Raw genomic sequence first — 25,093 nt, 5'->3', positions numbered from 1 at the left:
TCGGTGGGCTTCCGGGGGCGAACAGGTGGCGAACTCCGACCCACGAAGCGGCGTGCCACGCGCCCGCTGACCGCTCCGCGCCGGCTCGTCAGGACATGGACGGCGGTGGTCGCGCCCTCGCGGATAAATGTCTGTACGGGATTTAGCGGCAACTTTTTCCAGCCGGTGAGCGAACGGGACGTATGGCAACGGCACTCGTGACCGGCGGGACCGGGTTCATCGGCGCGTACGTCGCGGCCGATCTGGTCGAACACGGCCACGACCCGGTCGCGTTCGACCTCTCGACCGACGAGACGCGGCTGTCGAAACTCGGCGTGGCGGACGACGTGCAGGTCGTCCGCGGCGACGTGACCGACCCGACGGCGGTCGTCCGTGCCGTGCGGGAGACGGGAGCCACGCACGTGGTCCACCTGGCGGCGCTGTTGACCGACGGGGCGCGGGCGAACCCCCGGGCCGCGCTGGAGGTCAACTGCGGCGGGACGAACAACGTCTTCGAGGCGGCGCGGACCCTCTCGGACCAGGTCGAACGCGTTGCCTGGGCCTCCTCTGCCGCAGTCTACGCCCCGCCCGAAAACTACGCCGACAACGACCGCGACGGCTGGGTCACCGAGGACGACCTCGTCTACCCGGACACCCTCTACGGCGCGACCAAGGAGTACAACGAACACCAGGCCCGCGTCTACCACGAGGAGTACGGCGTCTCACACGTCGGCCTGCGCCCCACCGTCGCGTACGGCCCCTACCGGGAGACGGGCGGTTCGGCGTTCCTCGTCGACCTGATCGAGAAGCCCGCGCTGGGCGAATCGTTCGCCGTCGAGTACGGCGACCAGGTGATCGACTGGCAGTACGTCCGCGACATCGCACAGGCCGTCCGGAAGGCAGCGTTCGCGTCCGAATCGGACCTGTCACAGCGGATCTACAACGTCCGCGGGGAGTGCGCGACGATCCGCGAGGCCGCCGAGACCGTCGCATCCGTCGTCCCCCACGCCGACGTCTCCGTCTCGGACGAGGGCGAGCTCCCGTGGACGCAGACGCTGGACACGTCCCGGGCACGCGACGACCTCGGATACGACCCCGAGTACGACCTCGAAGCGGGCGTCCGCGAGTACGTCTCCGTACTCCGCGAGGAACACGGCCTGGATCCGCTCTGAGTGGCGTATTCGACGTAAGTTATCGAATACGCGGCTGAGATTCAGTCTGCGGTCGCGTTGTAGGTGATGTCGACGGTCGCGGAGACGGTGACGGGACTGGGGTCGATGGTTGTCCCCGCGTCCTCGGCCGCGACGCGTCCGACGGGGAACCCGCCGGCGTCACCCGTTGAGACGGATCGGACGGGACCGAGCGAGAGTCCGGTGCTGTCGGCGAGGGCCTCGGCCTGGCTCCGTGCGTCGTCGACCGCCCGGTCGATGGCCTCGTCACGGAGTTCCTGGCGGCGGTCCTCGGAGAGTGCGAACTGGACGCCTCCGACCTCGGTCGCGCCGTTGGCGACGGCGGTGTCGATCACCGCCCCGGCCTCACTCGTGTCGGTAGTCGTCACCGCGAACGACTGCCGAGCGACGTAGGAAGTCGGGGCGTTGCCCTGTCCCTCCCCATCACCGGGACGCCGCTCGCTGACGGAGTAGTCCGTCGTGCGGACGGACGCGACCGAGAGGTTTTCGTCGTCGAGCGCCGCTCGCAGGTCTGAGACGTTCGCCGCGAGGTCGCCGGTCGCCTCGCTGGCGTTGTCACCCTCGGCGGTGACGGCGACGTAGACGACCGCCCGGTCCGGTTCGGCCGAGACGGCCCCGGTTGCCGACACGGAGACCGTAGCGCTCTGGTTACCGGCGCTCTGGCTCTGGAGCGTCCCCGCCCCGGCGACGCCGAGGGCGCTCAACAGGACGATGCTCGTCAGCGCGATCGCGGTGAGGTTCCGGTCCATGGCTCGGACGGACGGCCCGCGTTCGGATTGTAATCTATCTGCTATCGACGGTACGGCCGGCCAACCCCCCGGTAAGGCCTCGCTTCTCGACGGCCGGAAATCTGGGGCGACCCGGCGCAGGCCGGCGGGTCAGTCGCTCGTCTGGGAGTACTCCTCGACCCACTCGTCGAGGGAGAGCCCCATCGTCGCCTGCGTGATGGCGTTCGACGACGCCGCGTTGGCGCTCACGACGAGTTCGGCTTCGAGCGTGCGGGCGGGGATCTCCCCGATGAAGTGGGGGATCGCCCGCTGGACGGCGAGCGGACAGCCGACCTCGTGAGCCAGCGCGTAGCCCGACAGCGAGTGGGGGATCACCTCGCCGGCGTACGTCGGGTCCGGGTCGACGATGTCGTCGTCGACGTGGCCGACGTATTCGTAGCACTTGCCGACGTCGTGGAGCAAGCACGCTGCGATCACGGTGTCGGTGTCGACGTCGGCGTCGTGGCGAGTCCGCTGCACGGCGGCCGACTCGGCGGCGATCTCGGTCACACCGCGCGTGTGCTCGACGTTGCTCACCTCGTGGATGTTCCAGGCGTACGGGACGTCGCGGACGTCGCGCCAGCCACCCCGCCGGAGCCCGAGGGTCCACGCCCGGACGACCCGGTCGCGGAGCCCCTCGTCTGCGATCGCGTCGAGTTCCGGGAAGGCCTCCCGGACCTGCGCCTCGTAGTCGGGGAAGTCGTCCCGCGCCGCCTCGTCGGCGGAGTCCTCGTCGGCCATCAGTATCCCTCGGCGTCCGTCTCGTCTTTCTGGACTATCTCTCGGCCGATCAGCCGCGGCCGCTCTTCGACGGCGAGGAAGTTGTCCACGTCTTCGCGAGCTTTCGCGGCGATCTCCTTCGTCGGGTCGTAGTCCCGCGACCCCGGCGACCCCAGCGCGTCGTGCAGTTTCTCGAGGGTTTCGAAGTAGAGCTCGGCCACGCCGTCGAACTCGGCACGCTCGGGATCGGAGGGGTAGACGGTGTGGTAGCGGACGACCCCTTCGATGTCGCGGGCCAGCGGCGTGTGCTGGTGCTCCCAGTACTCGCGGAACGCCTCGTGAGTCATGCCGGGCTTGCGGACGAGGAACGCCGAGTGCTTGTAGAGGCCGTCCGTGTCGCCGCCGGTCTCGTCCCGCTGGACGACCTCCTCGCCGATGTACCGGGGGCGCTTCTCGACGGCGAGGAAGTCGTCCATGTCTTCCCGAGCTTTCGCGGCGATCGCTTTGGTCGGGTCGTCGTCCCGCGATCCCGGTGATCTCAGCGCGTCGTGGAGGTCCGCCAGCGACTCGAAGTACAGTTCGGCGATCCCGTCGAATTCGGCGTGCTCGGGATCGGTCGGGACGACCGTGTGGTAGCGGACGACCCCCTCGATGTCGCGGGCGATTGGCGTGTGTTCCTCCAGCCAGCGCTCGCGGAACTCGTCGTGGGTCGTCCCCTCCCGACGGACGAGCAGCGCGATGTGCTTGTACATGACTCACAAAGGGACCGGACGGCGGATGTATGTTCCGGCGATAATTGCCGGCCGCGGCAAGCTTCGTCTCCTCCGGTAGGCACGTTACTCGGGCGAACAGATCTCGAACGATGGGCGAATCAGCGCACGTCCTCCTGACGAACGACGACGGGATCGACAGCCTGGGGCTCGAAGTCCTCTACGATCGCCTGGCCGAGACGGTCGACGTGACGGTCGTCGCCCCCGCGGAGGACCAGAGCGGTGTCGGCCGGCGTCACTCACACGAGGTGACGGTGCGGGACCACGAATGGGGACGGGTCGTCGAGGGGACGCCCGCCGACTGCGTCGCCGTCGGCCTGCGCGGCCTCGACGCCGACCCCGATATCGTGGTTTCGGGCGCGAACCCGGGGCCGAACCTCGGGCTACACCGGCTTGGGCGGTCGGGGACCGTCGGCGCCGCCATCGAAGCGGCCCACCTCGGGACGCCCGCAGTCGCCGTCTCGACGTACGATCCCGCCGACGGCCGTGTCGACGACCCCTCACCCGGGTCGTTCGCCCGCACCGCCGCGTTCACCGCGGCCCTCTGCGAACGCCTCCCCGACTCGGGCGCGTTCGCCGCCGTCGACTACCTGAACGTCCACGTCCCCACCGAGACGGCGGACTCACCGGCGATCCGGATCACCAGACCCGCGCACGCCTTCGACGTGTCCGTCTCGGCGGACGGCGACACCCTCCGGTTCCGCGACCACAGCTACGACCCGCTCCGGACGGACCTCGACATCGACTTCCCGCCGGACGAGGGTGAGACCGACCGGCGCGCGCTGGCCGACGGCGACGTGAGCGTCTCGCCGCTCGGCGTCCGCGACCAGGTGACCGAGAGCGACGCGCTGGCCGACGCCCTCGACGGGATGGAACTCGCCTGAATGGGAGTACGTCCCCGATCCGTGGCTCAAACGGTCGTCGTATCCTCCTGAAGGCACTTATCTGGACGGACCGGCGAGAAAGATATGAACCGACGCGAACTCCTGGCCGCTCTCGCTGCGGGAGCGGTCGCTGTCCCGGGCTGTCTCGACGAGGGCGACGGCGCGGGAGGCGGATCGCCGACGCCCACGCCCACGCAGACGCCGACCGAGACGGTCTCGGACAGCACGGACGGTGGGACGCCCGACGAGCCGCGCACGGACGCCCGCACCGCGTCCGGCGACTTCGTCCGCGAGGCGTTCGCCGTCCCCGAACTGGCCGCGCCGAACTCGCCGGACTCGTTCGGCGTCTACGGCGCACGCGACGAGCAGTACGTGGTCGCACTGGTGGACGGCGCGGCGGCCGGGCGGCCGGCCGTCGACGAGGTCGCGCTGGTCGCGGACGGGACCTCGCACGACGCGCAGAACAGCGTGGGCTACGGCGGCTGGGCCCTGTTCGACTACGGCGGCGCGTACCTCCCGGTCGACAACCCGTCCGGGTGGGTCGTCTTCCAGGTGTCCGATCCGCTAGACGTCGCGGAAGCGGCGATCACCTGGCCCGGCGGCGAGTACCCGCTCGGAGACGACGTGCTCGCGGACCTCGCCCGGCCGCCCGCGTCGTTCGAGGTCCAGTCGTTCGAGGCGCCCGCGACGGCGACGGCGGGGGAGACGTTCACCCTCTCGCTCACGGTCCGGAACACCGCCGACGTGGACGGCACGTTCGTGGGCGCGGTGAACCGGGACTTCCCGGCGTACACGCCCGTAGCGTCGATCCGACTGCCGGCTGCGGCCGGCGAGACCGCGACCTGGGAACACGAAGTCGAAGTCGACGACGTTGGAATGGAGGGGAGCGGCGAACTGCGGTTCTGGGTGTACTGGCGTGACGACTCCACGGACCGGCAGGTGACGGTCGACCTGGGGACGGACTCGCCCGACGGGACGCCAACGCAGGGGACCGGGCCGGCGGACACTCGGACGGAAGACGGCCGGAACGACAGGACGGCGACCGGCGGGGCGGAGCGCGGGACACGGACCGGGACTCCCACGCCGCTCGACGAGTAAAGTTTCTGACGGTCATCGGCGCGTCGGCGTGACGGAGGGGCATGGCCTCGATCGCCGGTCGCAAATGTTGCCGTAACTTGATGGGGCGACCGCCCGTATCCGGACCCATGCACGAGCGCGAGTTCATGGCGGGGACGCGGGGAACGATGGCCGTCGACTGGGAGGAGCGCATCGACACCCAGCGGCTGCGCCGCGAGCGCTACGAGCGGGCGCTCGATAGGTTGGAGGAGTCGTCGCTGGGCGCCCTGTTGCTCGTCTCTGATCCCAACATCCGGTACGTGACGGGGCTGGCGATGACCGGCGGGAGCGGCGCCGACCACTACACCCTCCTGACCGAAGACGGCGACGTGGTCCACTGGGACACCGCCGACCACGCCTCCAACCAGCGGTACAACTGCCCGTGGCTGGACGATATCCGCTACGCCGCGCCGGGGCTGGGGAACGTCCCCCGGGCTTCGGGCAGCGACTCCGCACGAGCCTTCCTGGTGGGCAAGATGGCCGACCTCGTCACCGATGCGATGGCGGAGTACGGCGTCGCCGACCTGCCCCTGGGCGTCGACGTGGGTGCCCGACCGTTACACGACGCCCTCGACGAGCGGGGGGTCGAGACTCGGACGGAGAAAGCCCTCGACCTCATGCACGACGCCCGGAAGACGAAGACCCGCGACGAAGTCGAGTGTCTCCGGCAGGTCGCCGCGATCTGCGAGGCAGGGTTCCAGCGGATCGCCGAGACTGCCCGCCCCGGCCAGCGCGAATCCGAGGTCTGGGGCGAAGCGGTCAGGGAGCTCTGGCGCCACGGCGCCACCGTCGGCGGCGGCTACCTCACCTCCGGCCCGAACACCTGGCCGAAACACCAGGCCAACACGACCGACCGCGCGATGCGGCCCGGCGACCTCGTCTACGCCGACTTCTACAACGTCGGCTATCTGGGCTATCGCTCCTGTTACTACCGCACGTTCTCCCTCGGCGAACCGACGGACGCCCAGCGCGACGCCTACGAGACCGCCGTCGACAACCTCTATCGGGTGCTGGAGAGAATCGAGCCCGGCGTCACTACCGACGAGGTGGCCGAGGCGTTTCCGGACATGGAGGGCGAGCACGCCGAGTGGTACGGCGCCGACGAGCACTGGCAACTGACCACCAATCACTGGGCCCACGGCCTTGGGCTCCAGCTCTACGAAGTTCCACTGATCTGGCGCGGCGTCTCGCCCGACCACCCCATCGAGATCGAGGAGGGCATGACGATGGCCGTCGAGACGCAGGAACCCGCCGACCGACAGGGCGTCCGCGTGGAGGAGATGGTCGTCGTCCGCGAGGACGGCGTCGAGGTGCTGAGTCAGTGGCCGGTCGAAGAGATCACGCGCATCGGCTACTGACCCGTCTCGCGGGGTGTCGGCCCCGAGACGGCTATCGACGGTTCCCCTCGGGCGGCGGCCGCTCGTAGACGCGTTCGTCGTAGGACTCGTCGGCGATGGTCGTCTCGCTCTCGCCGGCCGGTTCGAAGCCGGCCGCGCGGTAGAACGCGTTGCCCGGCTCGTTGTCGGCGAGCACCATCGCCCGGATCGTCGACACCTCGGCCTCGTCCGCGAGTTCGACGCAGATCTGTTCGAGCAGTTCCGTCCCGATCCCCCGACCGCGGCAGTCCGGGGCGACGTAGAGTCGCAAGACGTCGCCCGCCGCGTCGTCCCAGACGCCGTGCGCGAACGCACACACCGTCCCGGCGTCGTCCTCGGCGACGAGCACGACGGCGTCGTCGCTCTCGATCTCTCCGCGCATCCGGCTGGTGTCGTACCACTCGGCGATCCCCGCGCGGATGTTCTCCCGACTGATCACGTCCGGGTAATCGTGTTGCCAGCAGTCCTCGGCGATCTCCCTGATGGTGGTCGCGTCCCCTCGTTCGGCCCGCCGATACGCTGGTTGAACCACAGTGCTGGAGGTTCGCGCGCGCCGGGAATCCGTCTTTTGTCTGCCCTCGTTACACGTCGCGGAGAGCGCGTCGCCGGACGGGCCGCGCGGTGACCCGACCCGGCCACGGCTATTTCACCGCGGCGGCCGAACGACCGGCATGGACCTCGGCACGGGGCTGTTCACCTGCCAGCGCCGCCCCGACGACGACCGCCCCCGCGAAGCCGTCTACGACGAGATGCTCTCGCTCGGGGAAGTCATCGACGACGCCGGCCTCGACTCGGCGTGGGTCTCCGAACACCACTTCGCCGACGACGGCTACCTCTCGGGGACGATGCCCGCCCTCGGCGCGCTCGCGAGCGCGACCGACGACGTCACCGTCGGGACCTGCATCGCCCTCGCGCCGCTGTACGACGCCGTCCGCCTCGCCGAGGACGCGGCGACCGTCGACCTCCTCTCCGGCGGCCGCCTCGCCGTCGGACTCTCCATCGGCTACCGCGACACCGAGTTCGAGAACTTCGGCGTCCCGAAGGCCGAACGCACCGCGCGCACCGAGGAGGCCGTCGACGTCCTGCGCGGCGCGTGGTCGGAGGGCCCACTCGGCGTCGATCCCGAGTTCCACGCCATCGACCCGGAGACCACCGTGACGCCGAAACCCGCGGACGACCCGCCGATATTCCTCGGCGGCGCCGCGAAGCCGGCAGTTCGCCGGGCGGCCCGCATCGGCGACGGCTGGTGTGCGCCCTCCTCGCTCTCGCTCGACGGGGTACAGAAGCGCGTCGAGGACATCCGACGCGTCCGCGACGAGGAAGGGCTCGACGGCGATTTTCAGGTGTACGTCATCAAACACGGGTTCGTCGGCGACTCCCGGGAGGGCGCCTGGGAGACGATGCGCGAGGGGTACTTCTACCTGCAGCGTCGCTACGCCGAGTGGTACGAGGGCGAACCGGTCGACGAACTCTCCGAGGACCGGCGTGCGGAGTTGAAACGGGGGGCCGTCTTCGGCACGCCCAACGAGGTAGTCGCGGAGTTAGCGGAGTACGGCGAGGCGCTGGGCGACGATATCCACGTCATCCTGCGGACGTACTACCCCGGCATCGGCACCGACGCGATGGCGGAGTGCATTCGACGGCTGGGCGACGAGGTCGTACCGCAGCTGTAGGTGTCTAGAGGGCCTGGAGGACCGGAGTTAGTGGGTGGAAGTGCGGTGGCGCGCGCTGTCGCGGCTCTCGTGCCGCGACAGGACCGTGCGAGCGAATCGGCTGGGGAGGTGTGTGGCTCTTGCGGTGCTGTGCGGTCGCGGTTCCCGGTGTCCTGGCGAGCGAAGCGAGCCAGGGCTCAGGAGAGCTCGCTCTCCTGGTGGATTGAAAGGGCGAGGCGCGGTCGCGTTTATTTCAGTCGTCTGCGCGGCCCCTATCCGAGCGGAGCGAGGATATCCCGCGCAGCGACCGCGAGCGTGTCGAGGGCTTTCACCGCCTGCTGTCTCGTGCGGTCCCGCCTCCACCATCGAGCACGCAAAGTCTATCACTCGCTCGCGCCGGTCTTGTAGACGCCGCGGGCGCTGGCGAGGTGGGCTTCACCGTCGTCGGCGTACACGTCCACGTCCACGACGCCCACGTCGCTCCCCTGGCGGAGCACGTCCGCCTCGGCGGTCAGATCGCCCGTTCCGGCTTCGAGGTAGTCGATCCGCATGTCCACCGTCGGAACGGGCTGGTCGACCAGCGAGACCAGCGCCGCGCCGCCGACGGTGTCCGCCAGCGTGTACGTCACCCCACCGTGAGCGAGCACGCGCTCGCTGTGCCACGACAGTTCCTCGCGCATTTCCAGGCGTCCCTCGGCGTGGCCGTCGTCGATCTCGGTGAATTCGATCCCGAGCAGATCCGCGAACGGCATCTCCTCGAAGAAGGTCTCCACGTCCATGTGCGAGTGGTTCGGGCCGACTCTGTGTAAATCTCCGGGCGATCAGGGGGTGTGTCTGATGAAATCGATCGCGTCGCTGGAGACAGCACCGCACTCGTGATCGTGGATCAGTACAGCGTGAAAGCCCCCGCTCTCTCCGGTCGAGGGGCTCGCTGCGCTCCTCGGTCGCTCCGCTCCCTGCGGTGCTTGCGTCGCCCATCTTCCCGGAGAGAGCGGCCCCTTTCATTCCCACCCGCTAAGATTCTTGAGTCAGCTGGCACGGGTGGGAATGAAAGGGGCGACCCGCTGGACGAAGGCCGGCGACGGAAGCACCGCAGGCGAAGCCGAGGAGCGCAACGAGCGCGTGGCGCGACCGACGGGAGCGCCACGGTCGCTCGAACGATGAGCGAAGCGAACCGTGAGAGCCGCCCGAGTCCAGCGGGTCGGGGCTTTCACGCTGTTTGCGGTCCATCAGTCACTCGCGGCACTACATGCAGAAACTTCCTCACTCAAACTCGACCAGTCAGATCCGCGGCCATGACGAAGTCGGGGTCTTCGCTGACGGGGATGCCGGCGTAGGCGGCGTCGGAGACGTGCCGGGGCGTCTCGGGGATCAGCACTCTGGTCCGGTCGGCCCCCACCTCCGCGGCGTCCCGCGCGATGGCGGCGAACAACGCCTGCGCGGCGGGGACGTCGTCCCACGCGCCGACGCCGTACTCGACCCACAGATCGGTCTCTCCGTCGCCCTCACCGTCCCCGTCCCCGCTCTCGCGCTCGTAGTCCCGGGTTCGATACGCGGCGCCGCGCGTCCCATCGGCGTCCTGTACGGCGAACACCGCGGTCTCGGCGGCGGCCTCGCGGAACCGTTCTCGGGAGCACTCCGAGAGCGCCCACGACTCCTCCGGGTCCAGCGTCAGTCCGGCGAGTTCGCGGCTCGCGTCGCTGCGCTGCCAGTAGCTCCACGCCGCGTCGGGGTCCGGAACCACGTCGAATTCGCCCGCGCCGTCCCGCTTCCCCACCGACTCGTCTGTCCGGGCGTCGACGTCGGGATCAGGGTGGGCCCACCGGAACTCCGTCGCGGGGTCGTAGCCCACGCCCCGGGCGGCGCCGAGGCCGGCGACGTTCCACGAGAAGACCATGTTCCGGCAGACGGTCGCGCCGCGTTCGCGCGCCCAGTCGAAACAGGCGTCGTTCATCGCCTCGGCGACGCCCTTCGCCCGGGCGTCGTCGGCCACGCGCATCCCCTGGGCCCAGGCCTCGTGCTCGGAGAGCAGGACGACCTGACAGACGCCGATTACCCGGCCGTCCTCCGCGGCGACGACGGTGCGCTGGCCGGGGCCGTCGCTCTCGACCCACTCGGGGAACACGTCGGCGATGTAGTCGCCGCGGTCGAACCGGTCGCTCCAGGTGTCACTGGTGAACGCCGCGATGTCCTCGTGGTCGGCGGCGCGCGCCTGACGGACCTCCATCGCGACCACTCAGGTCCAGGGGACCGAGCGGTCCTGTATCTCGCCCGCTAGCGAGGTCGACATGGCCTCCTCGACGCTCTCGACGTTCGCGAGCGCCCACATCAGCTTGACCTTCGCCGTGCCGGGCAGGGTGTCCTCGCCCTCGACGATGCCCGCTTCGAGCAGGTCGCGCCCGGTGTCGTACACCCGGTCGCAGACCCGCCCTTCCAGACACTGGCTCGTCATCACGACCGTCGTCCCGTCGTCGACCAGGTCCTCGATGCGCGGGATCCAGTCGGTGTGGACGTGGCCCAGGCCCGTTCCCTCCAGCACGACGCCGGACTTCCCGTCGAGGGCGTCGAGGAAGGCGGAGTCGGTGCCGGGCGTGAACTTCAGCAGGTCCACGTCGGTCTCCACGTCGGGATCGATGTCGAGGTCGGTCGCGTCGCGCTCGCGGTGCTCGCGACGGAAGGTGATCTCGGGGTCGCCGTCGATGCTGTAGTCGGCCTCGCCGAGGGGCTTCGCGCCGACCGTCTCGAAGGCGTCCCGGCGGGAGGTGTGGTTCTTCCGGGCGCGGACGCCGCGATGCAGGGCGCAACGGTCGTCGGACTCGTCGGCGTGCATGCAGATGAGCACCTCCGCGCAGTCGGATTTCGCGGCTTCGACGGCGCAGACGGCGTTCATCACGTTGTCCGAGGAGGGGCGGTCCGCCGAGCGCTGGCTCCCCGTGAAGACGATGGGGACCGGCGTGTCGAGCATGAACGCCATCGCGCTCGCGGTGAACTGCATCGTGTCGGTGCCGTGCATGACGACGACGCCGTCGGCGCCGGCCTCGATCTCCTCGTGGATCGCGTGCGCCAGGTCCTGCCAGACGTCGGGCGTCATGTTCTCCGAGAGGATGTTCGCGACGACGCGGCCGCGGTAGTTGGCCATGCCAGCCAGGTCCGGGACGGCGCGCAGGACGTCCTCGGCGTCGAACTGCGCAGTGACCGCGCCCGTGCGGTAGTCGACGGTCGAGGCGATGGTGCCGCCGGTCGAGATGAGCGAGACCGTGGGCAAGTCGTCGTCGAACTCGATCGTCGACTGCTCGCTCTCGGCCTGGGCCTCCTCGACGTCGTACACGTCGGATTCGAGGACTTCCACGTCGGCCTCGTCGCGGTCGATCCCGACGTTGTACCCCCCTTCGAGTTTGACGACCAGATGCTCCCCGGTCGTCGAGGGCATGAGGACGCCCTCGTGGGTCTGGTCCGCGCGTTCCACGCGGACGCGGTCTCCTGCGTTCATGTCCCGCCGTACCGCCGCCGCCAACTTGAACCCATTCGTTTCGCCGCCCCCGGTCAGGGGCGCAACACCGGCCGGGTCGCCCCGACCGCCTACGGCCGGAACACCGGCCGGATCATCCCGTCTTCCTTCTCTCTGAACATCCGGTAGGCCTCGGGTCCGTCCTCCAGCGCGAACTCGTGGGTCGCCAGGTAGGAGGGGTCCATCTCCCCCTCGACGGCGAGGTCGAGCAGGTCGGGGACGTATCGCTGGCCGTGCTGCTGGGCCGTGCGGACGGTGATCCCCTTGTTTATCAGGACGCCGATGGGGAACTTGTCCATCAGGCCGTAGACGCCCAGGATCGACAGGGTGCCGCCCTTCCGGCAGGCGACCATGGCCTGCCGGAGCGCCTCGCCGCGGTCGGTGTGCAGGCCGAACTGCTGTTTCGCGCGGTCGTAGGCGTGTGTGACGCCGGTTCCGTGGGCCTCCATCCCGACGGCGTCGATGCAGGCGTCCGGGCCGCGCCCGCCGGTCATCGCGTCCAGTCGCTTCACGACGCTGTCGACCTCCGTGTAGTCGATGGTCTCCGCGCCGGCGTGCTCGCGGGCCGCGTTCAGGCGCTCGGGGAAGCGGTCGATGCCGATCACCTGTTCGGCGCCCATGAGGGAGGCGCTGTGCTGGGCCATGAGGCCGACGCCACCACAGCCCCACACGGCGACGGTGTCGCCGTCCTCGATATCGCAGAAGTCCGCGCCCATGTAGCCCGTCGGCCACGCGTCGGAGGCGAACAGGGCCTGCGTGTCGTCGAGTTCGTCGGGCACCTCGAAGCAGTTCTCGTCGGCGTGGGGCACGCGGATGTACTCGGCGTGCGATCCGGCGTAGCCGCCGAAGGCGTGCGTGTAGCCGTAGATGCCGGCCGTCGAGTCGCCGAGGATCGGCTCCTGCATCTCGGCGTTGGGGTTCGTGTTGTCACAGAGCGACCAGAGGTCGTCCTGGCAGTAGGCGCAGGCGCCGCAGCCGATGAACGACGGGACGACCACGCGCTGGCCGGCCTCGACGCCCTCGACGGCCTCGCCGGTCTCGGCGACCTCGCCGACGAACTCGTGGCCGAGCACGTCCCCCTCGCGCATCGTCGGGACGTAGCCGTCGACGATGTGGAGGTCCGAGCCGCAGGCGGTCGAGGCGGTCACCCGCACCACCGCGTCCTTCGGGTTGACCAGTGACGGCCGGGGGACGGAGTCGACGCGGAGGTCGTCGGTGCCGTGCCAGCACAGCGCCCGCATCGACCCGATTCCCGTCGCGTCTGCCCCGCTGGTGGCGTCGCTCACAGCAGATCGCCCTCGCCGCGGGCCGACGGGTTGCGTTCGAGCGTCGGGATCTCGCCCGTCTCGACGAGGCTCTTGAACCGGCGGAGCGCCGTCCCGGCGGCCGCGTCCGGGAGGAGGTCGAGCCGCTCCAGCAGCGCGGTGCCGACGCGCCCGCCCGGCGGATCGAAGCGCAGGTGGAGCGTCACCTCCGTCTCCTCGCCGTCGGCGCGCGACTTGAATCGGACCGACCCCTCGTTGGGCACTCGCGCGCCGGGGAGGGACTTCCAGCGCAGGAACTCCCCGGGCTCGGCCGCGACGACCTCCGCGTCCCACTCGACGGTGACGTCGCCGGGGCCGGTGAGGGCCCAGTGCTGGCGGTCCTCGCCGACCTGCTCGACCTCGGCGAAGTGCGCCCAGATCTGCTCGTGGGTCTCGGGGTCCCGCCAGCGGTCGTACAGCTCCTCGGCGGGGCGCTCGACGGTGATCGAACGCTGGACGTCCGGCGCGTCCCTGGGTGCACCCGTCGGTGACTGGTCCCGCTGGGCGGTCCAGTTCCCGGACCCGCCGGCGGACTCGCTCCGGCGGACCGCCCGGCTCAGTAGCCATCCCCCCGCGATGGCCGCCGCGATACCCCGAACGGACCGCCGCGTGATGCCGTAGAGGAGCAGTGCCCCGCCGGTGATGGCCGCCGCGGCGCGGTTCCGTCGTCGTGTGTCGGTTCCTCTGGTCGAACGGCCGGATCTCGCGGCGTCCGAGGACTCGCGTTCGCCCGGCTGTGTGGTCTGACTGGTCATGGAAAGCTCACCCGCACGGCTCACGAGTCGCCGTGACCGTGCGCTGGCGCGCCGACGCCGTCCGCGTCGCGTGCAGGCGACGACGCTCGGTTCCGATCCTCGGGCGGTCTCCCCGTCAGTCTCCGCCCTGCACCAGCAGGCAACGCGTCCGGGTGTAGCGGAAGACGCTCAGTGGTCGGCCAGGAACGACCGAACTTCCTCGGTCGCGACCGAACGCTGATCGCGGAAAATACAGTGACCGGCGTCGTCCACGTGAACCAGCAGCCCGTCCGGGATCAGGGCCACGCTCTCGCGGTCGCGCTCCCGGGCCTCCTCGTCGACGTCGGCGCGCAGAACGAGCGTCGGCGCCTCGACGTCCGGGTAGTGGTCCTCGGGGTCGGCCCACCCGCTCCGGAACACCGCGGTGATGTTGGCGCTGACGCGCAGTCGGGCGTCGGCCAGCAGACTCGCCAGTTCTTCCTCGCCCGCCTCGACGTGGCCCGCGAGCTCGTCGTCGGCCTCCAGCAGTTCGGCCTTCGAGTGGTCGTGCCACCACAGTATCTGCTCGCGGACGCCCTCGACCTCCTCCTCACCGATGCCGTCGTCGCCGCGGTTCTCCCGGTTGTGCCCCAGCAGCCCCGCCGGATCGACGGCGACGACCGCCCGCGGGCGGTCGGGGTAGTTCGCGGCGGTCGCGAGGACGGTGTCGCCGCCCATCGAGTGGCCGAGGAGGATCGGGTCCTGCAGGTCGAGCTCGTCGAGCAGTCCCACGAGGTCGGCGGCGCGGTCGTCGGGGCCGTAACCCGCCTCCGGTGCGTCGGACTGGCCGTGGCCGCGGGCGTCGTAGAGGATCACGTCGTACTCGTCGGCGAGGTCGCGGGCCAGCGGGATCCGGCAGAGCCCGTCGTCGAAGACGCCGTGGGCGACGACCAGCGGCGGGCCGTCGCCACCGGTCCGCGCGTAGTGTAGCCGCACCCCGTCCTCGACCTCGACGAATCCCTCGGTCCACGCCTCCGGCAGTCGCGTCTCGACTGTCATGTCACCCCGTACGCGGATCGACCGCAAAAACGTGCGGGCGCCGGAAATCGACGGGGGCCCCGCCGGTCGGCACGCGACCGACGCCGCGCCGGTTGTGTCCCCGCATCGAGGACGGGAGGAAAAGGCACATGGGCCCTCGGCGCGGAGTTGCGGGTATGTCTGAGCGGACGGACGAACGGACGTCCGGGGACGACGTCGACGACCTCCTCGGCGACGACTTCGGTGGCGACGTCGACGCCAGCGGCGGCGAAGACGTCGGATTCAGCGACGACGAACTCGGCGTCGACGTCGACGCGCTGACGAGCGACGTGGGCGCGAGCGAGGGGTCGACAGCGGACGCAGCAGATCCGGCCGCGGCCGAATCCGACTCGGCGTCGGGACCGGGCCTGCTGTCGCGGCTGACCCCCTCCCTGCGTCGCCCGTCGCTCTCGCTACCGAGTCTCGCGCCCGACGTGCCCTCCGCCCGCTCGTTCCTGCTCGCGCTGGTCCCCGTGGTCGGCGGAATGTTGGCGGGGAGCGCGGTCCCGCTCGTCGGGTCGATCGCCGGCGTGGCCGGGATCTTCCTCGGCGCCTTCGTCCTCGGGCTGGCCAGCGGCGCCCGCCGGTACTTCCCGGTCGCGGTCGCCGGTGCGGCCGCCGCCGTCATCTCCGTCATGTCCGGCGCGTTCGTCCGGTTCGCCCTCCTCTCGGACGTGGGCCTGACGCAGTTCGCGGCCGTCGGCGCCACGACCGGAATCCTCGTCGCGGTGCTCGGCCACTACTTCGGCCGGGACCTGCGCGACGGGCTCACCCGGGACGTTTAATTCACCGGCGCGACCACGGTCGGCCCATGGTATCCGACGGCGGCCCCGTCGACGTGCTCCGCTACGAGACCGGCGACGGACCGGTCTACCGGACGATCGAGGCGGGCCGGGGCGAGGTCGTCGTCGACGCGCACGAACGAGAACTCCGCAAGCGCCGGCTCCTGCGGTACCTGGTCGCCGGCGTCGTCGCGATTGCTAGCCTCGGCTACGGCGTCCTCACTGATTCGCTCTTGATCGGCGTGGCCGGCGGTGTCGTCTTCGTCGGTGTCGTGTCCGTCACCGGGGCTGACGACGACGAGATGGTCCCGGAACTCGTCGAACGGAACGTCTTCCCACGCGACGCAGAGCGCGAATACGAAATCGAAAACGCGTGACCGCGGTGCTGTCGGCGACGGGCCCTCACTCGGGCAGTCGCCACTCGTCACCGTCGCGCTCGGCGATACCTTCCTCGGCCAGCCGTTCGAGAGCCTCCTCGACGACTTCCGGCGGCGCCTCGACGCGGCGGCTGACCTCCGCGACCGACCCCGACCGAGTCGCGAGCGCCGAGACCACGTCGCCGAGCAGGCGAGCGTCCTCCCCCTCGAACTGGTCGGTGAGCTCCTCCATGACCTCGGAGAGCCGGCCGTGGACCCACCGCTGGGCGAGCGAGAGCTCCCTGTCGAGGTCCTGCAGGCGGTCGAGTTCCGCGGCGAGTTCGCGGGCGTCGCGGCCCTCCTCGACCTCCGCGTCGATCGAGACGTGTCGGCAGGACGCGACGTCGATGGAACTGCCGGGATAGGCGCTCTTGGTGCCGAACTGGTACGGCGAGACGGTGACTTCCAGGCGGAGGTTCCGGGCGATGCGGAAGTACTTCCGGCGCTGGTCGTCGACGCTGCTCTCGACGAGGCCGGCGTCGTCCAGGCGTTCGAGGTGGTCGATGACCGCCTTCGGGCTCACGCCGATGTACTCGCTGATCTCCGTGACGTAACAGGGCTTGTGCGCGAGCAGTCGGAGGATCCGCCGACGGTTGGCGTTGCCGAGCAGGTCGAGCAGTTCGGCGGAGTCCATTCACCTGAGGTTCGCGGTCGAGCCTGATAAGCGTATCCCACCGCGTCGACGCCGTCCAGCGGCGTCCGTGACCCGCGGCGCCCGCCGGAGGGCTCTCACTCCCCCGTCCCTGCGGGTAGCCGTCCGAACGCGTGGGCGGCCAGCCCCACGGCAAGCAGAGAGGTCGCGACGCTCCCGGCGATCAGGACGACCCCCGGCTCGTATCGGAGCGGCGGGTGGAGCCCGAAGCCGTAGTCGAGCACGTCGTTGCCGAGCGCGAGTGCGAGCGCGAGGCCCAGTGCGCCGGGCGTCGTCCGGCCGAAGTGCGGCAGCAGGTACGCCTCCGGGACGAAGAGGACGTGGGTGACGAGGACGCCGAAGTACCGCCAGAGGTCGGGGAAGTACAGGCCGACGTGGAGGTTGAGCGCCAGCGCCGTCCACAGGCCGGTCTCGACGAGCCAGACGAACGTGACGGTGTGGAGGTAGGCGAGCACGAGATTGCTCGGTGCGGCGTCGAGGCGGCGACCGAGGTTCGGCAGCAGCGTCGCCAGCGCGAGCGCCATCAGCAGCGTCGCGACCGGCGAGTCCATGTACAGCGGCCAGAGGAGGGTCTCCACCTCCGGGAGCGTTTCGAGGTAGAAGAAGACGCCGACGAAGATCCCGGCGACGTTGGCGAATATCAGCCAGACGAGGCTGGGGGCGTTCTCCAGGTAGTACCGCGCCCACCGCCGCGGGATCACGTCCGTTCGGCCGTCGGCGGCCAGCGGCCACTCCATGCCCGACGAGGAGGCTGCCGGACACAAAGCCGTGTCGAACCGGGAGGGCGAGCCGTGAAACGGCGGCGTCAACGCCGCGTCGGGCGGTCTGAAAGCGCGCCGATATAAGCGTACCGGGCAAGCCTTATCAGCATCCATGCGTGTGATACACTCGCACAGCAATGTTCGAACAGTTCTCCAGCGGCTACTACCTGGGCAGACTCTACGTCGAGCCCAGCGAGGGCGACGCGGCGGTCATCTCGCGCGCCCAGCACGAGCAGGTCAATCGGCAACTGTACGCGGACGGCGGGATCCAGCGGACGGACCTCCCCCTGGTGATGAAACTGGAGAACACACACTTCACGGTATACGGGGACGACAGCGTCCCCGCGGACACCGTCGCCGTGCCCGAGGAACTCGTCGAGGAGACGCGCATCAGCAACCCGCCCTCGCTCCGGGAGGTGTTCCTCGCCAAGGCCGAGCGGGCGAGGCAACTGCTCTCGGTCGCGGCGGGGACGCCCACCAGCGACGAGGCGATCGACGAGTTCGTCCCCGACGACCCCGTCGGCGGCGGGTTCGACGACGGTTCGTTCGACGACGGTTCGTTCGACGACGGTTCGTTCGACGACGGTTCGTTCGACGACCCGACCGGGATCTGACCGGCCGCGCCGTTCCCGGGATCGGGCGGTTCCCCCAGCGGACCGCACCCCCAGAAGGGATTCGCCGGAGACCTGTAGTTTTAACCGCCAGCCGCGCCCCCATCCGGTGATGTTAGACCGGGTGCTCGGCCGGGCCCAGCTCAAAGAGCGCATCGAGGAACTCGAGGAGGAGCTCGAACACCGCGAGCGCCAGCTCGAAGCCGAGCAGGAGCGGCGGGCCGACGCCGCTAGCGACCGCCAGGAGGCCGAACAGCGGGTCAACCGCCTCGAAGACCGCATCGCCGAACTCGAAGGCGAGGTCGAACGCCGCCGGTCGGACGAGGCCGGCGTCGACCGCTCGTTCGCCCGCACCGAGACGCTCCAGGACGGGCGGCTCCGGGCGGTCCTCGACCGCCTGGAGTCCGTGGAGACCGACCCGGAAGGCGCCTTCACCGCCTACGTCCCCGACGGCCACGACCTCTCGGAGTCAGTGCGGGAGGCCTTCGGCGACCGCGCCGCGCTCGTCGGGCGGGCTGCGCCCTGCCTCGCCGTCACCGACGACGCCGCGCTCGTCGACGCCTGCCTCTCCGTCCCGAACCCGCCGGAGCCCTTCGCGACGTGGGACGACGCGTTCGCGTTCGAACGGTCGTGGTTCGAGCCCGCGGGCTCGTTCACCTTCGCCCTGGTCCGCTCGGATCTCTTCGCCATGGGCGAGTACGACGGCGCCGAGCGGGTCGCCTTCCAGGGGTTCGACTCCGACCTGAAGAGCAAACACTCGAAGGGCGGCTACTCGCAGGCCCGCTTCGAGCGCCTGCGCGACGAGCAGATCGACAACCATCTCGAACGGTGCCAGGTCGCGCTGGACGACGGCGAGACCGACCGGCTGATCGTCGTCGGCGAGCGCACCGTCCTCGACGAGTTCGAGGACGTGGCCGACACGGTGTCGTCCGTGTCCGCGAGCGGTGACCCCGAACCCGCGCTGGAGAAGGCCTTCCGGGAGTTCTGGCGGGTGCAGTTGCGATCGTTGTAGGTGAACGCGATCGGGACGAGGGTTCTGTTACTTCGGGGTGAACGGCGGTCGACGCGACTGCGAGAGCTACCGCGAACAGCGTGAAAGCCCCCGTCCGTTGCGGTCCCGGGGCTCGCTGCGCTCCTCGCCTCGCTGCGCTCGGCTGTGGTGCTTACGTCGCCCGGGTTCCCGCAACGGACGGCCCCTTTCGTTCCCACCCACATAGACTGTTGAACCGACCGACACGGGTGGGAATGAAAGGGGCGACGCGTTCGGCGAAGCACGACGACGTAAGCACGCGACCGTAGGGAGCGCGCGCAGCGAGGCGCGCGAGTCGAACGCGTCGGGGCTTTCACGCTGTTCCTGGCCACCATCGAGTAAGCGGTGCTGTCGGTTGCCGTGGTAGCCGTAGATCTACTGCCTCGAACCACCGTGCGATTAAATCGCCTGACGACCAACACACGTCCATGCGCGTCGCCATCCTCGCCCACGAGCAGTTTCCCGACCGCGCGAAGACGGCCGTCGGCGTCCTGCGCTACGGCGACGACGAGGTGGCGGCGGTCCTCGATCGAACCCGCGCCGGCGAGCGCGTCCGCGACCACGTCACCGAGGTCCAGGACGCGCCCATCGTCGCCGGTATCGGCGACGTGGACGAACCCATCGACGCCCTCCTCGTCGGCATCGCGCCCATCGGCGGCGGCTTCGACGAGACCTGGCGGCCCGACGTGCGCGGCGCGCTCGAACGCGGCTGTGACGTGATCGCTGGGCTCCACCACTTCCTCGCCGACGACGAGGAGTTCGCCCGACTGGCCGACGAACACGGCTGTGAACTCCGTGACCTGCGCCGGCCACCCGACGACCTGACCGTCAGCGACGGCACCGCGAGCGAGGTCGACGCCGAGGTGGTCCTCACCGTCGGCACCGACTGCTCGTCGGGGAAGATGACGACGACGTTCGAACTCGCCGAAGCGGCCCGCGAGCGGGGCGTCGACGCCGGCGTCGTCCCCACCGGCCAGACCGGGATCGCCATCGAGAACTACGGCATCGCCGTCGACAGAGTGGTCGCCGACTTCGCCGCGGGCGCGGTCGAGCGGATGGTCGAGGAGCGCGCCGCCGAGTACGACGTGCTGTTCGTCGAGGGGCAGGGAGCCATCGCCCATCCGGCCTACTCGGGTGTGACGACGGCCATCCTGCACGGCGCGATGCCCGACCGGCTGGTGCTCTGTCACGTCGCCGACCGCGAGGCGGTCCACGGCTACGAGCACGTATCGATCCCGCCGCCCGGCGAGTACGCGGCGCTGTACGAGTCGATGGCCGGCCCCGTCGCGCCCGCCGAGGTCGTCGCGGGTTCGCTCAACACCCAGCGCCTGGACGACGACGCGGCCGGCGCGGCCGTCGAGGAGTACGGCGAGGCCATCGGCGCCCCGGCGACCGATCCCGTCCGGTTCGACGCGGCGGAGATTCTGCCCGCGGCGCTGGGGGAGGAGTGAATCCGATGGCTCCGAACGCCGACGATGGTCTCGACACCGACTTCGAACGGCTCTCCCTGCCGCTGGCGGACCCGTTCACCATCGCCCGTGGGACGACCGAGACCGCCGAGAACGTCCTCGTCCGGATCTCGGACGGGACCTACGAAGGGATCGGTGCCGCCGCGCCCTCCTCGTACTACGGCGAGACGCCCGAGACAGTCGAGGCCGTCCTGCCGGACCTGCTGGGAGTGGTCGAAGCCGTCGGCGACCTGCACGCCCGCCAGCGGATCGAGCGCGAGACGCGGGAAGTCCTCGGCCGCAATCCCGCCGCGCGGGCCGCAGTGGACATCGCGCTCGCGGACCTGGCCGCCAAACGCCTCGACGTGCCCCTGTATCGCCAGTGGGGGCTCGACCCCGCAGAGGCCCCCATTTCGTCGTTCTCCATCGGGTCCGCCGACCCCGACGAGATGCGCGCGAAGGCCGGGCGCGCGGTCGCCGAGGGGTACTCCGTTCTCAAGGTGAAACTGGGGACGGGTCGAGACGCCGAGCGACTGGCGGCGGTCCGCGAGGGCGCGCCCGAGGCGCGGATCAGGGTCGACGCCAACGGCGCCTGGACGCCCGCCGAAGCCGTCGCGAAGACCGACGCGCTCGCCGCCCACGGCGTCGAGTTCCTCGAACAGCCGGTCCCGGCCGACGATGTCGACGGGCTCAGACACGTCCGCGAACACGGGGCCGTCCCGGTCGCGGCCGACGAGTCGGTCGAGACTGCGGCGGACGTGGCGCGCGTCGCCGACGCGGTCGACGTCGTCGTCGCGAAGGTCCAGAAGTGCGGGAGTCTGCGGGCGACGCGGGAGGTCGCGGCCGTCGCGCACGCTCACGGGTGCGAAGCGATGCTCGGCTGTATGGTCGAGTCCGACGCCGCGATCGCTGCTAGCTGCCACCTCGCACCGCTGTTCGACTACGTCGACCTCGACGGCTCGCTCCTGCTCGCCGCGGACCCGTTCGACGGCGTGCCGATGCCGGGCGGCGACATCGACCTCGCGGCGACCGACCGTCCGGGGACCGGCGCGATCGAAGCCGACGATTGAGGCCTCCCGGTGGTTACAGCCGGTCGACGGTCGCGGCGTAGACGCCGCCGAGGACGACCCCGTAGACGAGGTGCCACAGCAGCGAGGGCGGCGCGAAGTTCGGGAACGGCGGCGAGGCGGGCGATCCGACCGCGGAGAGCCAGACGGGCATGACCAGCGCGGCGAACACCGCCCAGGTGACGGCGCCCCACGCCGCGCCGGCGCCGACGAGTTTCCCCGTCGAATCGAGGTCGAGCGCGCCGACGATGGCGGCGAAGGCGACGCCCAGCACGGCGCCGTGGGAGACGTGGACGAACATCCCCGCGGCGACGTTCGGCGGCGGCGCCAGCGTGTACAGCGAGGGGATCGCGACCGCGAGCGTCGGTTCGTTCATGGCGAGGATCAGCGCACCCATCGCGAGCGCGCCGAGGATCCCCCCGACGACGCCCGCCTGCCAGGACTCGTTCGTCGTCTCGGTCTGTCCCGCTGTCTCGGTTGCAGTGGACATGGTCGAAGCGACTCCCGACGACCGAAAATAGCCGGCGCGAGCGTGTGTCCGTGACGTCACGGCGCACGAACGCGGTACGGTTATGGCGGACAACGATCCCGCAACGGATCGGCGCGAATGCGGCACGAAACCCGCGGATCGGCGGCCTCCGTGCTCAGATCCACCCGGCGAGCACCTTCCGCCCTCAGATCCACTCGGCGAACGACTCGCGCTCTCGACTCAGTTCGACGTACTCCTCCTGCATCGACGCGAGGGCCCGTTCGAGGTCGGCGCCGTCGTCCAGGTTGTCGCGGACCCGCCGCTGCTTCCACACGCTCGGCGTGACGCCCGCCTCCCAGCGCGCCTCGATCGGGTCGAGGTAGCGATCCTGGGTCTCGGCGGCGACGCCCTGTTCGTCGAGGCCGCGCCGGGCGAACTCGAAGACTTCGGCGAACACTGTCTCGGAGTCGTTCGTCCGCTCGCCGCCGGCGGTGACCCACGCGAGATCGGCGTCGATACCGTCCTCGACGGCCGCGTAGAAGCTCGCCTCGGCGGCGTCCCAGGGCAAGTCGCCGAGCGGGTGGTCGGCGGCGACGAGCCCCTGCAAGAGTCCAGCGGTGAGCACCTGCAAGCCGACGATGTCGCGGACGGTCGGCTGTGTCGGGAGCGGGCGGTACTCGATGCGCAGCGAGCGCTCGTCGCAGGCGCCCTCGACCGCGTCGCCGCCGGCGACCCCGCGGACCCACCGCCAGAACGTCCCGCGCTTGTAGTCGAACTCCCAGGCCGCGCTGGTGGGGTCACCGCCCTTCTGTCCTTCCTCTTCAACGTCGTCCTCGTCCTCTATCCACTCGCGCAGGAACGGCGCGAACGAGTCGTCGGCGACGACGTGTTCGACCGCGTCGGCGGCGTCGTCGAGGTCGTCGGGCACGCGCACTTTCCGGCAGCCCTGGTTCATCGACTGCTCGAAGGCCGCGATCCGGAGTTCGTGGTGCGTCTCCTCGACGAGTTCGCGGGGGTCGACGCCGTCCCCGTAGCAGTCGCCGGGCAGAAACGGCGAGTTGGTCGACAGCGCCAGCAGCGGCCCGAGCGTCCGGACCGCGAGGTTGTGATACCGGGGGAACTCGCTCGGGTCGGGCACCTGGACGTGGGGCTGGATCGAGGTCGCGAGCGACTCGAAGAGGATCGTTCGATAGCCGGCCGTCGCGCCGGGCACCGTGAACTCGATCTCGCCGCCCGCGCGCCGGACGGCCACGTTGTCGAGCGCGCCGTACCGCGGGTCCTTGCGCATGTTCCTGGCGACGAGCACCGGGTCGTCGGGCCCGCTTCCGGGGACGACGACCGGACGGTCGGCAGCTTCACCGGCGTTTTCACCGGTCTCAGTGCCGCGGATCTCCACGTCGTCGAGGTACGCGTGCGTGCCGGGTTCCGGGGCGACGGCGGGCATCGCGTCGAGGACGACCTCCAGCCCGTGTTCGCGCGCTCGCTCGCGGGTCGCCGCGAGGTCGGCGGCGATCTCGTCGGCCTGCGCGGCGATGCCGGCGTCGTCGAACCGGCTGGGGGAGGCGTTGAGTTCGGCGTTGTGCAGGCCGAGTTCCTTGTCGGCCGGCCCCTCGTAGACGGCGTCGGGGACGGGCGCGACCGTCGGCGACTCGCCCGTCCGGTCGAGGGCGTACACTTCGAGTTCGAGGCCGAGCGTCGCGGCGTCGTTGTCGAAGGCGCCCTCCTCGAGCGCGGCGGCGAGGCGGTCGCCCTGGTCGCGGACGCGGCGGTCGAACTCGTCCGTCCCGGCGAGCGAGCGCCGGACGAGCGACACGTGGTCGGTCATTGGTGTGAGGTGGACCACCGCGGCTAAAAACATGGGTGGAAATGTCGTTCGCGCCGTCGTCGCGAGCAGTGAGTCGGGCCCGCTTCGCCGGATGAATGCGCAGTCCGTCTGCGAGGTGCCCGATTCCGACCTGAAACACCTCCAACTGTCGGACACAGGGAGTGCAATATCGTGCGAACATATCTCATGCATCGTTGCGAAAGTGGGCATCGTTTGTCAATACGGAATTAATCTCTCGCGGGTCGTACAGAGTAGCGGTGTTCCAGAATGGCAACCACCGAACCAACGGCAGTCAACGGCGTCGACGTCTCCGCCCTCGAGGGCGCAATCGAGACGATAGGCGACGATCCCGACGTCGGGATGTTCAGGTTCCGGGCTGAAACCGAGTGGGAAGACGCGCTCAAGTCCGTGACGAGTATCGACGAGTTCGACCAGGCGGGCGAGACCGTCCACACCCGCGAGTTCACGCTCCAGGGTGACGAACCCGAACAGATCCTCGGCGAGCGGGCCGGGCCGAACGCCGTCGAACTGCTGCTCGGTGCGCTCGGGTCGTGCCTGAGCGTCGGCTACGCGGCCAACGCCGCCGCAATGGGAATCGAACTCGACGACCTGCGTTTCGAGATGGAGGGTGACGTCGACCTCCGTGGCTTCCTCGGCATCTCTGAAGACGTGCGCCCGGGCTTCGATTCGGTCACCTGTACGGCGTACGTAACGTCCGATAGCTCTGCGGACGACCTCTCAGAATTACGCGAACACGTCGAGGCGACCTCGCCGCTCGTGGACGCGATCACGAACGAGGTACCACTCGAAACTCGACTCGTCGTCGAATAATCTCACTTCTTTTCGGGAGGGTACACGAAGACGTCCACGCTCTGTGGGGAGTCTGTACCGCGCATTCGCGCGAGCGAAGCGAGCGCAATTCACTGTCAGAGCGAAGCTCTGACGAGCCCGCAGTCGTTCGCGGTGCTCACTCCCG

At 70.0% G+C, this 25,093-nt stretch carries 26 protein-coding genes; 12 read left to right on the top strand and 14 right to left on the bottom strand.

Features of this window, described 5'->3' with window-relative positions; genetic code table 11:
• The first annotated feature begins 182 nt into the window (after positions 1–182).
• Entirely contained in the window at positions 183–1,151 is a 969-nt protein-coding gene (locus ACMGFE_RS23690) for an NAD-dependent epimerase/dehydratase family protein (protein WP_436927743.1), read from the top strand.
• 41 nt (positions 1,152–1,192) lie between these two features.
• On the opposite strand, the gene ACMGFE_RS23685 is transcribed toward ACMGFE_RS23690, so the two are convergent.
• The 3 genes from ACMGFE_RS23685 to ACMGFE_RS23675 all read right to left on the bottom strand — a co-directional run bounded on the left by ACMGFE_RS23685 (position 1,193) and on the right by ACMGFE_RS23675 (position 3,408).
• On the bottom strand, positions 1,193–1,918 hold the full coding sequence (locus tag ACMGFE_RS23685; protein WP_436927742.1) for an SIMPL domain-containing protein: 726 nt from the start codon (positions 1,916–1,918) through the stop codon (positions 1,193–1,195).
• Between the two features lie 129 nt (positions 1,919–2,047).
• Complete coding sequence (locus ACMGFE_RS23680; protein ID WP_436927741.1) at positions 2,048–2,677, bottom strand: HD domain-containing protein; 630 nt, start codon at positions 2,675–2,677, stop codon at positions 2,048–2,050.
• Positions 2,677–3,408, bottom strand: a complete 732-nt coding sequence (locus ACMGFE_RS23675) for an EthD domain-containing protein (protein WP_436927740.1) — start codon at positions 3,406–3,408, stop codon at positions 2,677–2,679. Before ACMGFE_RS23675 ends, ACMGFE_RS23680 begins: the two co-directional genes overlap by 1 nt.
• Before the next feature lie 110 nt (positions 3,409–3,518).
• Between ACMGFE_RS23675 and surE the strand changes: the two genes are divergently transcribed.
• The 3 genes from surE to ACMGFE_RS23660 all read left to right on the top strand — a co-directional run bounded on the left by surE (position 3,519) and on the right by ACMGFE_RS23660 (position 6,784).
• Positions 3,519–4,310: a 5'/3'-nucleotidase SurE gene (gene surE / locus ACMGFE_RS23670; RefSeq protein WP_436927739.1), complete on the top strand. Its 792-nt coding sequence runs from the start codon at positions 3,519–3,521 to the stop codon at positions 4,308–4,310.
• Positions 4,311–4,394: 84 nt separating this feature from the next.
• Positions 4,395–5,408, top strand: a complete 1,014-nt coding sequence (locus ACMGFE_RS23665; RefSeq protein ID WP_436927738.1) for a COG1361 family protein — start codon at positions 4,395–4,397, stop codon at positions 5,406–5,408.
• A 107-nt stretch (positions 5,409–5,515) separates the two neighbouring features.
• A complete protein-coding gene (locus ACMGFE_RS23660; protein WP_436927737.1) occupies positions 5,516–6,784 on the top strand; it encodes a M24 family metallopeptidase in 1,269 nt (422 codons plus the stop codon).
• 31 nt (positions 6,785–6,815) lie between these two features.
• Here the strand turns inward: ACMGFE_RS23660 and ACMGFE_RS23655 are convergent, their stop codons facing one another.
• Complete coding sequence (locus tag ACMGFE_RS23655; protein ID WP_436927736.1) at positions 6,816–7,334, bottom strand: GNAT family N-acetyltransferase; 519 nt, start codon at positions 7,332–7,334, stop codon at positions 6,816–6,818.
• 139 nt (positions 7,335–7,473) lie between these two features.
• Here ACMGFE_RS23655 and ACMGFE_RS23650 point away from each other — a divergent pair, with 139 nt between their 5' ends.
• The gene (locus tag ACMGFE_RS23650; protein WP_436927735.1) at positions 7,474–8,475 is read left to right on the top strand and encodes an LLM class flavin-dependent oxidoreductase; all 1,002 of its coding nucleotides are present in this window, start codon (positions 7,474–7,476) and stop codon (positions 8,473–8,475) included.
• A 362-nt stretch (positions 8,476–8,837) separates the two neighbouring features.
• On the opposite strand, the gene ACMGFE_RS23645 is transcribed toward ACMGFE_RS23650, so the two are convergent.
• From ACMGFE_RS23645 to ACMGFE_RS23620, 6 genes are all read right to left on the bottom strand, one after another.
• The gene (locus ACMGFE_RS23645; RefSeq protein WP_436927734.1) at positions 8,838–9,233 is read right to left on the bottom strand and encodes a PaaI family thioesterase; all 396 of its coding nucleotides are present in this window, start codon (positions 9,231–9,233) and stop codon (positions 8,838–8,840) included.
• Between the two features lie 488 nt (positions 9,234–9,721).
• The gene (locus ACMGFE_RS23640) at positions 9,722–10,681 is read right to left on the bottom strand and encodes a GNAT family N-acetyltransferase (protein ID WP_436927733.1); all 960 of its coding nucleotides are present in this window, start codon (positions 10,679–10,681) and stop codon (positions 9,722–9,724) included.
• 9 nt (positions 10,682–10,690) lie between these two features.
• A complete protein-coding gene (gene gatD, locus ACMGFE_RS23635) occupies positions 10,691–11,944 on the bottom strand; it encodes a Glu-tRNA(Gln) amidotransferase subunit GatD (RefSeq protein ID WP_436927732.1) in 1,254 nt (417 codons plus the stop codon).
• Between the two features lie 89 nt (positions 11,945–12,033).
• Positions 12,034–13,203: a zinc-dependent alcohol dehydrogenase gene (locus tag ACMGFE_RS23630; protein WP_436927801.1), complete on the bottom strand. Its 1,170-nt coding sequence runs from the start codon at positions 13,201–13,203 to the stop codon at positions 12,034–12,036.
• A 41-nt stretch (positions 13,204–13,244) separates the two neighbouring features.
• Positions 13,245–14,021, bottom strand: coding sequence for an SRPBCC family protein (locus ACMGFE_RS23625; protein WP_436927731.1), 777 nt, complete (start codon positions 14,019–14,021; stop codon positions 13,245–13,247).
• Positions 14,022–14,189: 168 nt separating this feature from the next.
• A complete protein-coding gene (locus ACMGFE_RS23620; RefSeq protein WP_436927730.1) occupies positions 14,190–15,038 on the bottom strand; it encodes an alpha/beta fold hydrolase in 849 nt (282 codons plus the stop codon).
• A 155-nt stretch (positions 15,039–15,193) separates the two neighbouring features.
• Between ACMGFE_RS23620 and ACMGFE_RS23615 the strand changes: the two genes are divergently transcribed.
• Entirely contained in the window at positions 15,194–15,841 is a 648-nt protein-coding gene (locus ACMGFE_RS23615; protein WP_436927729.1) for a DUF8526 domain-containing protein, read from the top strand.
• A 26-nt stretch (positions 15,842–15,867) separates the two neighbouring features.
• Positions 15,868–16,215: a hypothetical protein gene (locus ACMGFE_RS23610; protein WP_436927728.1), complete on the top strand. Its 348-nt coding sequence runs from the start codon at positions 15,868–15,870 to the stop codon at positions 16,213–16,215.
• A gap of 25 nt (positions 16,216–16,240) precedes the next feature.
• Here the strand turns inward: ACMGFE_RS23610 and ACMGFE_RS23605 are convergent, their stop codons facing one another.
• Positions 16,241–16,888 carry an ArsR/SmtB family transcription factor gene (locus ACMGFE_RS23605; RefSeq protein ID WP_436927727.1) on the bottom strand — a complete coding sequence of 216 codons (648 nt, stop codon included), beginning with the start codon at positions 16,886–16,888 and terminating at the stop codon, positions 16,241–16,243.
• 95 nt (positions 16,889–16,983) lie between these two features.
• Positions 16,984–17,643, bottom strand: coding sequence for a DUF1405 domain-containing protein (locus tag ACMGFE_RS23600; protein ID WP_436927726.1), 660 nt, complete (start codon positions 17,641–17,643; stop codon positions 16,984–16,986).
• Positions 17,644–17,804: 161 nt separating this feature from the next.
• Here ACMGFE_RS23600 and ACMGFE_RS23595 point away from each other — a divergent pair, with 161 nt between their 5' ends.
• The 4 genes from ACMGFE_RS23595 (at position 17,805) to ACMGFE_RS23580 (ending at position 21,826) form a co-directional block, all read left to right on the top strand.
• Complete coding sequence (locus ACMGFE_RS23595) at positions 17,805–18,281, top strand: DUF5802 family protein (RefSeq protein ID WP_436927725.1); 477 nt, start codon at positions 17,805–17,807, stop codon at positions 18,279–18,281.
• A gap of 109 nt (positions 18,282–18,390) precedes the next feature.
• On the top strand, positions 18,391–19,290 hold the full coding sequence (locus ACMGFE_RS23590; RefSeq protein WP_436927724.1) for a Vms1/Ankzf1 family peptidyl-tRNA hydrolase: 900 nt from the start codon (positions 18,391–18,393) through the stop codon (positions 19,288–19,290).
• A 446-nt stretch (positions 19,291–19,736) separates the two neighbouring features.
• Entirely contained in the window at positions 19,737–20,759 is a 1,023-nt protein-coding gene (locus ACMGFE_RS23585; RefSeq protein WP_436927723.1) for an N-acetyltransferase DgcN family protein, read from the top strand.
• Between the two features lie 5 nt (positions 20,760–20,764).
• Entirely contained in the window at positions 20,765–21,826 is a 1,062-nt protein-coding gene (locus ACMGFE_RS23580) for a dipeptide epimerase (protein ID WP_436927722.1), read from the top strand.
• 13 nt (positions 21,827–21,839) lie between these two features.
• On the opposite strand, the gene ACMGFE_RS23575 is transcribed toward ACMGFE_RS23580, so the two are convergent.
• Positions 21,840–22,313 (bottom strand): DUF6789 family protein, encoded by a 474-nt coding sequence (locus tag ACMGFE_RS23575; RefSeq protein ID WP_436927721.1) that lies wholly within the window; start codon positions 22,311–22,313, stop codon positions 21,840–21,842.
• Positions 22,314–22,497: 184 nt separating this feature from the next.
• A complete protein-coding gene (locus ACMGFE_RS23570; protein ID WP_436927720.1) occupies positions 22,498–24,117 on the bottom strand; it encodes a glutamate-cysteine ligase family protein in 1,620 nt (539 codons plus the stop codon).
• 267 nt (positions 24,118–24,384) lie between these two features.
• Between ACMGFE_RS23570 and ACMGFE_RS23565 the strand changes: the two genes are divergently transcribed.
• Positions 24,385–24,948, top strand: coding sequence for an OsmC family protein (locus ACMGFE_RS23565; protein WP_436927719.1), 564 nt, complete (start codon positions 24,385–24,387; stop codon positions 24,946–24,948).
• Positions 24,949–25,093 lie beyond the last annotated feature (145 nt).

Origin of the sequence: Halosimplex amylolyticum, from assembly GCF_051414035.1 — an archaeon.
In the GTDB taxonomy this organism is placed as follows: domain Archaea; phylum Halobacteriota; class Halobacteria; order Halobacteriales; family Haloarculaceae; genus Halosimplex; species Halosimplex amylolyticum.
The sequence above is the reverse complement of the archived record's forward strand: the minus strand, read 5'-3'. Positions and strand labels throughout refer to the sequence as shown.

Bases quoted from the DNA above. Each gene is read 5' to 3' on its own strand.
- ACMGFE_RS23690 (WP_436927743.1), top strand. From the start codon at position 183: ATGGCAACGGCACTCGTGACCGGCGGGACCGGGTTCATCGGCGCGTAC.
- ACMGFE_RS23685 (WP_436927742.1), bottom strand. From the start codon at position 1,918: ATGGACCGGAACCTCACCGCGATCGCGCTGACGAGCATCGTCCTGTTG.
- ACMGFE_RS23680 (WP_436927741.1), bottom strand. From the start codon at position 2,677: ATGGCCGACGAGGACTCCGCCGACGAGGCGGCGCGGGACGACTTCCCC.
- ACMGFE_RS23675 (WP_436927740.1), bottom strand. From the start codon at position 3,408: ATGTACAAGCACATCGCGCTGCTCGTCCGTCGGGAGGGGACGACCCAC.
- surE (WP_436927739.1), top strand. From the start codon at position 3,519: ATGGGCGAATCAGCGCACGTCCTCCTGACGAACGACGACGGGATCGAC.
- ACMGFE_RS23665 (WP_436927738.1), top strand. From the start codon at position 4,395: ATGAACCGACGCGAACTCCTGGCCGCTCTCGCTGCGGGAGCGGTCGCT.
- ACMGFE_RS23660 (WP_436927737.1), top strand. From the start codon at position 5,516: ATGCACGAGCGCGAGTTCATGGCGGGGACGCGGGGAACGATGGCCGTC.
- ACMGFE_RS23650 (WP_436927735.1), top strand. From the start codon at position 7,474: ATGGACCTCGGCACGGGGCTGTTCACCTGCCAGCGCCGCCCCGACGAC.
- ACMGFE_RS23645 (WP_436927734.1), bottom strand. From the start codon at position 9,233: ATGGACGTGGAGACCTTCTTCGAGGAGATGCCGTTCGCGGATCTGCTC.
- ACMGFE_RS23640 (WP_436927733.1), bottom strand. From the start codon at position 10,681: ATGGAGGTCCGTCAGGCGCGCGCCGCCGACCACGAGGACATCGCGGCG.
- gatD (WP_436927732.1), bottom strand. From the start codon at position 11,944: ATGAACGCAGGAGACCGCGTCCGCGTGGAACGCGCGGACCAGACCCAC.
- ACMGFE_RS23630 (WP_436927801.1), bottom strand. From the start codon at position 13,203: ATGCGGGCGCTGTGCTGGCACGGCACCGACGACCTCCGCGTCGACTCC.
- ACMGFE_RS23625 (WP_436927731.1), bottom strand. From the start codon at position 14,021: ATGACCAGTCAGACCACACAGCCGGGCGAACGCGAGTCCTCGGACGCC.
- ACMGFE_RS23620 (WP_436927730.1), bottom strand. From the start codon at position 15,038: ATGACAGTCGAGACGCGACTGCCGGAGGCGTGGACCGAGGGATTCGTC.
- ACMGFE_RS23615 (WP_436927729.1), top strand. From the start codon at position 15,194: ATGTCTGAGCGGACGGACGAACGGACGTCCGGGGACGACGTCGACGAC.
- ACMGFE_RS23610 (WP_436927728.1), top strand. From the start codon at position 15,868: ATGGTATCCGACGGCGGCCCCGTCGACGTGCTCCGCTACGAGACCGGC.
- ACMGFE_RS23605 (WP_436927727.1), bottom strand. From the start codon at position 16,888: ATGGACTCCGCCGAACTGCTCGACCTGCTCGGCAACGCCAACCGTCGG.
- ACMGFE_RS23600 (WP_436927726.1), bottom strand. From the start codon at position 17,643: ATGGAGTGGCCGCTGGCCGCCGACGGCCGAACGGACGTGATCCCGCGG.
- ACMGFE_RS23595 (WP_436927725.1), top strand. From the start codon at position 17,805: ATGTTCGAACAGTTCTCCAGCGGCTACTACCTGGGCAGACTCTACGTC.
- ACMGFE_RS23590 (WP_436927724.1), top strand. From the start codon at position 18,391: ATGTTAGACCGGGTGCTCGGCCGGGCCCAGCTCAAAGAGCGCATCGAG.
- ACMGFE_RS23585 (WP_436927723.1), top strand. From the start codon at position 19,737: ATGCGCGTCGCCATCCTCGCCCACGAGCAGTTTCCCGACCGCGCGAAG.
- ACMGFE_RS23580 (WP_436927722.1), top strand. From the start codon at position 20,765: ATGGCTCCGAACGCCGACGATGGTCTCGACACCGACTTCGAACGGCTC.
- ACMGFE_RS23575 (WP_436927721.1), bottom strand. From the start codon at position 22,313: ATGTCCACTGCAACCGAGACAGCGGGACAGACCGAGACGACGAACGAG.
- ACMGFE_RS23570 (WP_436927720.1), bottom strand. From the start codon at position 24,117: ATGACCGACCACGTGTCGCTCGTCCGGCGCTCGCTCGCCGGGACGGAC.
- ACMGFE_RS23565 (WP_436927719.1), top strand. From the start codon at position 24,385: ATGGCAACCACCGAACCAACGGCAGTCAACGGCGTCGACGTCTCCGCC.